9 protein-coding genes are annotated in these 6822 nt (G+C 70.5%); 8 read left to right on the top strand and 1 reads right to left on the bottom strand.

All coding sequences use genetic code 11. The annotated features are described in order from the left end of the window. On the top strand, positions 1–588 hold a 588-nt coding region (locus AC1D1G_RS39375), incomplete at its 5' end, for an oxidoreductase (protein WP_477956302.1). A gap of 413 nt (positions 589–1001) precedes the next feature. Here AC1D1G_RS39375 and AC1D1G_RS39370 read toward each other — a convergent pair. Further along, the gene (locus AC1D1G_RS39370) at positions 1002–1838 is read right to left on the bottom strand and encodes an HAD-IB family hydrolase (protein ID WP_009477389.1); all 837 of its coding nucleotides are present in this window, start codon (positions 1836–1838) and stop codon (positions 1002–1004) included. 381 nt (positions 1839–2219) lie between these two features. On the opposite strand from AC1D1G_RS39370, the gene ssd reads away from it, so the two are divergent. The 7 genes from ssd to AC1D1G_RS39335 all read left to right on the top strand — a co-directional run. After that, entirely contained in the window at positions 2220–3305 is a 1086-nt protein-coding gene (gene ssd / locus AC1D1G_RS39365; protein ID WP_477956301.1) for a septum site-determining protein Ssd, read from the top strand. Next, a complete protein-coding gene (locus AC1D1G_RS39360; protein ID WP_477956300.1) occupies positions 3302–4504 on the top strand; it encodes a TadA family conjugal transfer-associated ATPase in 1203 nt (400 codons plus the stop codon). The genes ssd and AC1D1G_RS39360 overlap by 4 nt, the downstream gene beginning before the upstream one ends. After that, entirely contained in the window at positions 4501–5292 is a 792-nt protein-coding gene (locus AC1D1G_RS39355; protein WP_477956299.1) for a type II secretion system F family protein, read from the top strand. Before AC1D1G_RS39360 ends, AC1D1G_RS39355 begins: the two co-directional genes overlap by 4 nt. After that, entirely contained in the window at positions 5289–5879 is a 591-nt protein-coding gene (locus tag AC1D1G_RS39350; protein ID WP_477956298.1) for a type II secretion system F family protein, read from the top strand. The genes AC1D1G_RS39355 and AC1D1G_RS39350 overlap by 4 nt, the downstream gene beginning before the upstream one ends. Before the next feature lie 57 nt (positions 5880–5936). Further along, positions 5937–6155 (top strand): DUF4244 domain-containing protein, encoded by a 219-nt coding sequence (locus AC1D1G_RS39345; RefSeq protein ID WP_280782891.1) that lies wholly within the window; start codon positions 5937–5939, stop codon positions 6153–6155. Further along, positions 6155–6529 (top strand): TadE family type IV pilus minor pilin, encoded by a 375-nt coding sequence (locus AC1D1G_RS39340; RefSeq protein ID WP_283332841.1) that lies wholly within the window; start codon positions 6155–6157, stop codon positions 6527–6529. Before AC1D1G_RS39345 ends, AC1D1G_RS39340 begins: the two co-directional genes overlap by 1 nt. Beyond that, positions 6526–6822 (top strand): Rv3654c family TadE-like protein (locus AC1D1G_RS39335; RefSeq protein ID WP_477956297.1); only part of this gene is annotated, 297 nt, incomplete at its 3' end. The genes AC1D1G_RS39340 and AC1D1G_RS39335, both read left to right, overlap by 4 nt.

Here is a 6822-nt window from a genome sequence, read left to right as displayed (position 1 = left end):
TCGCTGGACGGCGGCAGCACCGAGCTACCCGCGCCCGGCGAGGCCGGCGACCCGATTCTGTCGGGGGCRCTGCGGGTCGGGCAGGCCCTCGACGGTGACGCCCTCACGCTTCTGCAGTCCACCTGGCAGCGGGCACCCCTGCAGGCCCTCGCGCGGCTGCATCTGCTGGCCGCGGCCGATCTCGTGGAGGATCAGGAATTGCTCGGCAGGCCGCGTGCCGGGTCCGGCGTCGCGGAGCGGCTCGACGGTCTCGCCCAGCTCGTGACGGGGGGAACGGCTGCGCCCGCGCCGGTTCTGGCGGCCGTGGTGCACGGGGAATTGTTGACGCTGAAGCCGTTCGGGGTCGGCGACGGTATCGTCGCGCGCGCCGCGTCACGTCTGGTTTCCGTGGCGAGCGGGCTCGATCCGCACAACCTCGGGGTCCCGGAGGTCAGCTGGTTGCGCCGGCAGCAGGCTTACCGCAACGGGGCTGCCGCGTTCGCGTCGGGCGAGCCGGAGGGTGTCGGCAGCTGGGTCGTCCTCTGCTGCGGCGCTCTGGAGGCCGGAGCCCGGGAGGCCACGTCGATCGCGGAGGCCGCGACGAGTTAGTCGAAATACCCTGCGCTGCAACAAGTTCCCGAACATGTGAAACGGGCGGCGCTGCCGACTGGTGTCGACTTCGCCGCCCGTTAGCACGGACAACCGGTTACCAAGCGTGCAAGGTGGGTTGTGTGGGTGGCCTCGGCGAGAGTCCGAATATCGTCGGGTCGTCCTTGCAACCTGTGCAGGGTCCTTGCCGGTGAAGACTCGAGTCTCGCAGGCCCACAACGCTTCTGCCCTTATAGTGGCTTATGCTTCGCGTGGGTACCTAGTGCCCGTGCTGGGAATCCTGGTCGGGAGATCGATCCTTCTCTTCTGGGTCGACCTTGGCCTTCCGTTCTTCCGTAACTCCTTTGTACCCCGTGACCCCCCTCACAGCAAGTATCAAATTCGGTTTGTGACCGTGTCGCGGGTTGCGGCGGTCAGCGCTTGCGGCGCAACACTCCATACGTGAACGCGCCCGCGACCAGGGCCCCGACGCTCACCGCCGCCGTGGTCACGACGGTGGTCGCGGACGGCGCCTGGAGGCGTGCCCGGAGGGAGACCGGATTCGAGAAAGTCAATATGGGCCAACCGTTTCCGGCCGCAGCCTTCCGTAAAGCCCGGTCCGGGTTGACCGCCGTCGGGTGGCCGACTGCGGTCAGCATCGGGAGATCGGTCACGGAGTCGGAGTAGGCGTAGCATGCCGACAGGTCGTAGTGGTATTCGTCGGCCAGTTGCCGCATCGCGTCCACTTTGCCTTCGCCGTAGCAGTAGAACTCCACCTCGCCGGTGTAGAGCCCGTCCGCGACCGCCATGCGGGTGGCGGTGCTGCGCGTGGCCCCGAGAGCTTCGGCGATCGGCGCCACCACCTCCTCGCCCGACGCCGACACCACGATGACGTCGTGGCCCCGCAACTTGTGGTCCGCGATGAGGTCGGCGGCCTCCGCGAACACCAGGGGGTCCACGATGTCGTGGAGGGTTTCGGCGACCACGGACCGGACCTGGTCCACGTTCCAGCCCGCGCACATGCTCGTGAGGTAGGCGCGCATCCGCTCCATCTGATCGTGGTCCGCGCCCGACAGCAGGAACAGAAACTGCGCGTAACTGCTCTTGAGAACCGATCGGCGGTTGATCAGGCCCTGGTCGAAGAACGGTCTGCTGAACGCGAGGGTGCTGGATTTCGCGATGATCGTCTTGTCGAGGTCGAAGAATGCGGCAACCCGACCTGTCTCGGTGTGTCGACCTGTCTTGGCACTTCTCTGTGGCTTCGCGGTCACAATTTCCAAGGATATGCGGACTTCGAGTGGGGTGGGGGCTCGTCCGAAGGGGCGGAGGAAGGGTCTTTCGGCACTATCGACACGACGGAACGTTCAACAGTTGAACTTGCAAATACTGATCGGGGGAGGTGTAGTATTGCTGATGTCCGGATTTGATCCGGACGATGTTCAGCCCGACCCCCCGGGGCTGAACACTGACGACCCTCGCCTCCTCCCCCCCTGGCGAGGGTCGTCCTCTGTCTGCGTCGGGTCTGCCGCACTCCTCGGCTCGAACCCTCGAAATTGGTGCGCTGGTACCAGTTTTTATCCACAGGGCCGAAGTTGTCCACAGTTCGAGCCGAGCCCCTTCCGGCAGTCTCCGGCAGCGGGCACGCTCGCTGCATGGACGCAGAAGGCGGGGGTGAAGTGCTGGTTCTGGTCGACGACCCGGCATTGCTGCACAGCATCAGGCGCGTGGCGGCAGCGGCCGACCGGGCGCTGAACGAGGTCGACGTCGCCGACGCCCGGCACGTCTGGGGAAGCGCCCCGATCGTCGTACTCGACGCGCGCGCAGCCGCCGCGTGCCGCAACCGGCTCCCACGCCGGCGCCGGGTAGTGCTGCTGTGCGACGGGCCGCCGGGCATCGACGAGTGGCGGATCGCCACCGCGGTCGGGGCGGAACACGTGCTCGCGGTACCCGAGGACGAGTCCGCGCAGGTCGCCGTGCTCGGCGAGCAACCCCAGCGTCCCGACGCGGACGGCACCGTCGTCGCCGTCGTCGGCGGATGTGGCGGTGCGGGCGCCTCCACGCTGGCGGCGGCCACAGCCCTCACCGCTGCGTCGCGGCCGCAGCCGGCCCTTCTGCTCGACACCGACTCGTGGGGGTCCGGCCTCGACGTACTGCTGGGCATCGAGGACGTGCCCGGACTGCGATGGTCGGGTCTGTCGATCGAGGGCGGCCGGATCTCCTCGGGCGCGCTCCGGGACGCCCTCCCCGCCCGCGGCGAGCGGCTGCGGGTGCTCGCCTGCAGCAGGACGGGGCACGGCGCCGGACCGACAGCCGCCGCGGTCCGTGCGGTCACCGATGCCGGCCGCCATGCCGGCGATCTGGTCGTGTGCGACGTGTCGCGGTTCCCCGGCCCGGTCACGGAAACCGTCCTCGAACTCGCCGATCTGGTGGTTCTCGTCGTGCCCGCGACCGTCCGGGCCTGCATCGCCGCGGGAAAGGTGTCGCAGTGGATCACCGAGAGGAACCCCAACCAGGGACTCGTGGTCCGCGGCCCGGCACCCGGTGGGCTCCGCGGCGCCGACGTCGCGGAGGTTCTCGACCTGCCGCTGATCGCGTCGATGCGCGCCGAGCGCGCGCTCACCGGAATGCTCGAACACGGCGGACTGAGGCCGGGCAGGCGCTCCGCGCTGGGCGCCGCGGCCGAGGCGGTCCTCGACACGGTCGGCAGCAGACCGCGGTCGCGGGAGTGGGCGGCATGAGCTCCCTCGTCACACCCGATCTCCTCGACCGTGTGCGCGAACGTCTCGCGCACACGTCCGGCGAGCCGACGCCGGCGACCGTCGCCGCTGCCATCCGCACCGAGTCCGGTGGCGTGCTCGGCGACACCGATCTGCTCGGGGCGCTGCGGGTGCTCATGACCGAACTCACCGGCGCCGGCCCACTCGAGTCGTTGCTGACGGAACCGGGAGTCGCGGACGTGCTCGTCACCGCGCCCGACCGTGTGTGGGTCGATCGAGGCCGCGGGCTCGAACGCGCAGCCGTCCGGTTCACCGACGAGGCGGCGGTGCGCCGGCTCGCGCAACGGCTCGCGCTGTCCGCCGGACGCCGCCTCGACGACGCTCAGCCGTGGGTCGACGGAAGGTTGCGGGACGTCGGGAACGGTTCGTTCGGTGTGCGGCTGCATGCCGTCCTCGCTCCCGTGGCCCAGGGCGGTACTTGCCTGTCGCTGCGGGTGCTGCGCCCGGCCACCCAGGGGCTCGGCGCGCTCGTCGCGGGCGGTGCCGTGGCCGCGGAAGCCCACGACCTGCTGATGATGATCGTGCAGGCACGGCTCGCCTTCCTGGTCACCGGCGGCACCGGCGCAGGCAAGACCACGCTACTGGCCGCATTGCTGGGGGCGGTGGACCCGGCGGAACGGATCGTGTGCGTGGAGGATGCCGCGGAGTTGGCGCCGACGCACCCGCACGTGGTCCGGCTCGTGGCCAGGGCACCCAACGTCGAGGGCGTGGGTGAGGTCACCGTCCGGGACCTCGTCCGGCAATCACTGCGTATGCGACCCGACCGGATCGTCGTCGGCGAGGTTCGCGGCGCCGAGGTCGTCGACCTGCTGACGGCGCTCAACACGGGTCACGACGGCGGTGCCGGAACGGTGCACGCCAACTCGCCCGAGGAGGTTCCGGCGCGGCTCGAAGCGCTTGCAGCACTGGGCGGAATGGACCGCGCGGCGCTGCACAGTCAACTGGCCGCCGCCGTGCAGGTGGTCCTGCACGTCCACCGGTCGTCGAGCGGGGCGCGGCGGCTGACGCAGATCGGTGTCGTCACTCGCGACGAACACGGGCGCGTCACGATCGTGCCCGCCTGGAGCCACGACACCGGTGAGGGTCCGGCGGTGGACCGGCTCCGCCACTTGTGTTCTCGGCGTGGACCGGTGGACTCGGGGACGGTGGTGCCGTCGTGATCGCCGGTCTGGTGGTCCTCGCCTGCGCAGTGCTGGCGGTGCCGTCCGCGAGATCGCGGCCCCGGTTGCTCGCGGTGACGGGCAGGGAAGGTCCCCGTCGCCGGTTGCGTCTGCCCTGGGTGGTTCCGGCGGCACTCGCCGGCATTCCGATCGTGTACGAAGTGGGCGGGCTCTACGCGGTCCTCGCCGCGACGATCGTCTGTGCAACTATGCGTTTCAGGTCGGCGCGACGCAGGGCGGCGAAAGCGAAGGATGCCGATCTACGTGTCGTACTGTCGAGTCTCGAGTTGGTGACGGCGGAACTTCGGGTGGGTGCCCATCCGGCTGCCGCATGCCAGACGGCGGCCGACGAGTCGGCAGGCAGTGTGGCGGCGGCATTCCGGGCCGCGTCGGCGCGCTCGCGGCTCGGAGGATCGGCCGCGGACGGGTTCCGGATCGCGGACTCCCGTGTCGGTACCGAGTTGGGGCGGATCGCCGATATCTGGGCGGTGGCCGACGCGCACGGTCTCGCACTGGCGGAACTGCTCGAGGCTGCACGGACGGACCTGTTGGGACGCAGCCGCTTCCGTCAGCGAACGGAGGCCTCGCTGGCCGGCGCGAGGGCGACGGCGACCGTACTCGCCGGGCTGCCGCTGCTGGGTGTCGGTCTCGGCCAGATGATGGGGGCGGCCCCTCTGACGGTGCTGTTCGGCGGTGGTGTGGGCGGAATCCTGTTGCTGCTCGGTGCGGGGCTGGTGTGCGCGGGCCTGTTGTGGACCGACCGGATTACCGGACGTGTGACGGGATGATCTGGTGCGCGGTACTTCTCCTCGCCTGTGCCGTGCTGGTGTTGCCCGCACCCAGAGCGCCGGTACAGCGACTGCGCGGCAACGGCGGTCGCGGCCCGGGTGATGCGGCGTCCGCGGTCGACGACACCACGCGCCGCGAGGACCCGCTCGCGACCGCCGCGACCTTCGACCTCCTGGCAGCGTGTCTGCGCGCCGGACTGCCCGTCGCGACCGCGGCGCAGGCCGTGTCGCGGACGGCGCCGGCGCCGCTGGCGGAATCGCTGCGCCGCGCCGCGGACCTGCTGTCGCTGGGGGCGGATGCGGCGACCGCGTGGGAGGCGGCCGCGTCGGACCCGGCCACCGAATCCCTTGCCCGCATGGCGCGCCGGTCGGCCGCATCGGGATCGTCGCTCGCCGGTTCCATGACGGAACTCGCCGCCGACGGCCGGATCCAGGTCGAGCATCTGGCGGCGGCGTCGGCCGAACGCGCAGGCGTGCTGATCAGTGGCCCCCTCGGGCTGTGCTTCCTGCCGGCATTCATCTGCCTCGGCATCATCCCGGTCGTCGTCGGGCTTGCCTCGCGAGTGCTGGACGGCGGGCTGTTGTGACACATCGACACTTCCGGCGCAGAACCGCTGCGCCGGACACTCTGAAGGGGGAACACCATGGGACACGGAATCCGGGGCTTGGCGGAAGTTCGAGCATTGACCGCTCGCTTGACGCTGCTCGCGACGGACGAGGACGGCATGTCGACGGCGGAGTACGCCATCGGCACCATCGCGGCCGCGGCCTTCGGCGCCGTGCTGTATTCGGTCGTCACCGGCGACAGCATCGTCACGGCGTTGACGAACATCATCGACAAAGCGCTGAACACCGCGGTGTGATGAGTGCTGCCGAGAACCTGCGCCGGTCGGAGGCCGGCGGCGTGACGGTCGAGGCTGCCATCGCGATCGCGTCGATCGTGGCGGTGGTCGTGCTGTGTGTCGGCGCGATCACCGCGGCGACACTGCACGTCCGGTGCGTCGACTCGGCCCGCGAGGCAGCACGGCTCGCTGCCCGTGGAGATCGCGAGTCGGCGATCTCCACGGCGGCGAAGGTGGCACCCGACGGCGCCGACGTGTCGGTCCGAACCGAGGGGGAGTTCGTCGTCGCGACCGTGCGGGCACGCAGTCCACTCCTTCCGCTCGTGAACATCTCCGCGGAGGCGGTGGCGGTTCTCGAACCCACGGTGCCGGGGTGGAGCGGGGGAGGGCGGTGAGTTCGGGGATCAGCGACGATCGCGGTTCCGTGACCGTGACGGCGTGCTGTGCGCTCGCGGCGCTGGTGGTGCTCACGGCGATGCTGGTGCACGTCGGCTCGGCGGTGTCGGTGCGGCACCGGGCGCAGTCCGCCGCAGATCTGGCCGCCCTCGCCGCGGCCGTCGGGCTGGACCGCGGCACCGACGCGGCGTGTGCCGCGGCCCGGGAGGTCGCGGGGCGAATGCGCAGCGAAGTCGTGTCCTGTGAGGTCGACGACTGGGACGTCGAGGTCGCGGTCACCGCACCCGTGCTT

This window comes from Rhodococcus sp. P3_B8 (genome assembly GCF_056402775.1).
The sequence above is the reverse complement of the archived record's forward strand: the minus strand, read 5'-3'. Positions and strand labels throughout refer to the sequence as shown.